This window comes from Streptomyces sparsus, assembly GCF_054776295.1.
In genome coordinates this window covers 1-1154 of sequence record NZ_BAAHCA010001249.1, presented here as the reverse complement: position 1 = coordinate 1154, position 1154 = coordinate 1, and the positions used below count along the sequence as shown (strand labels likewise).

Genomic DNA, 1154 nt, shown 5'->3' with positions numbered 1-1154 from the left:
CCGGCCGCCGGCAGGGCAGCGGCGTGGCTCAGTGCGCCGGGGCGCTCTGCGGGGACGCCAGACCGGCACCGATGCCGACCTTCGCGCCGTACGCCGAGGCGATCAGCTTGCCGAGCCCCGGATAGGCGCCCAGCGGCTCGGCCGCCTGGCAACCGGCCTCCGCCGCCGCGGCTTCCACCAGGCCTTCCGGCACCTCGGGTCCGATCAGGCAGGGTGCCAGGGCGAGCTGCCGGCTGCCGGACTCGGTGAGCTGCTCGGCGATCCGGCCGATGGCTCCCTCCTCGTCGAGCGGAGCGGCCATGACGGGCACCGCGAGGCGGGCGGCCAGCAGCATGCCGGTGATGCCCGCCGCCTGGACGGCCTCCTCACCGCCCACCGTCGCCAGGATGATGCCGTCGGCAGCGGTGGCCACGGTGAACAGCCTGGCCCGGTCGGCGCGGGCGAGCCCGGCCTCGGACAGGCGCACGTGCACGGCCTCGGCGAGCAGCGGGTGCGGTCCCAGCACATCGGTCAGTTCGGCGCCCGAGCCGCTGCTCAGCACCGCCTGCCGCAGCCGCCGCACCAGGGCGGCGTCCGGTCCGGCGAGCAGTGGCACGACGACGGCGGGCGGGCCCTGGTCGGTCTCGGTCTCGCCACCGGTGCCGCGCTGGGCGGCAGCCAGAGTGAGGACGGACTCCAGCGAGGGGAACTCCTCGCTGTCGCCTTCGAGCCAGCCGATGCGGGCGTCCAGGCCCGGAAGCTCGGAGCGGGTTATGCTCACGAGCTCCTCGGCCAGGCGGCGGTGCTGGGCGCTGGGAGCGCCGGGCAGGGCCAGAACGAGGGCGGGTGCGCCCTCAGGCGCGACAACGGGCTCCGGCCGGCGGTGCCGTCCGGGCTGGCGGGGACGCGGCATTCGTACAGGCAGGCCACCTTCGGGCCCAATGGAGGAGCTCATGGCGCCGCATGCTAATGCCTTGATGAGCTTGGGTGTTCGGGCGGGGTGGGACAATCCCGGTCTGTCCGCTTTCCTCCCGCGCGTCGTCAGCCGGGCCGCCTGGCGTTTCTGTTCGGTTCGGTCAACGGCTCCGTGGGAGATTCCGTGCCGTGGTGGTCAGCACGCGCTCACCTGGCAGGCGACGCGCTCCGGACGCGGCGGCGGTCGGGGGCCCGGACGG

1 protein-coding gene is annotated in these 1154 nt (G+C 75.0%); it reads right to left on the bottom strand.

The annotated features are described in order from the left end of the window. Positions 1–28: 28 nt before the first annotated feature. The gene (locus ACYVE9_RS27705) at positions 29–934 is read right to left on the bottom strand and encodes a sirohydrochlorin chelatase (RefSeq protein ID WP_461030637.1); all 906 of its coding nucleotides are present in this window, start codon (positions 932–934) and stop codon (positions 29–31) included. Positions 935–1154: the final 220 nt, after the last annotated feature.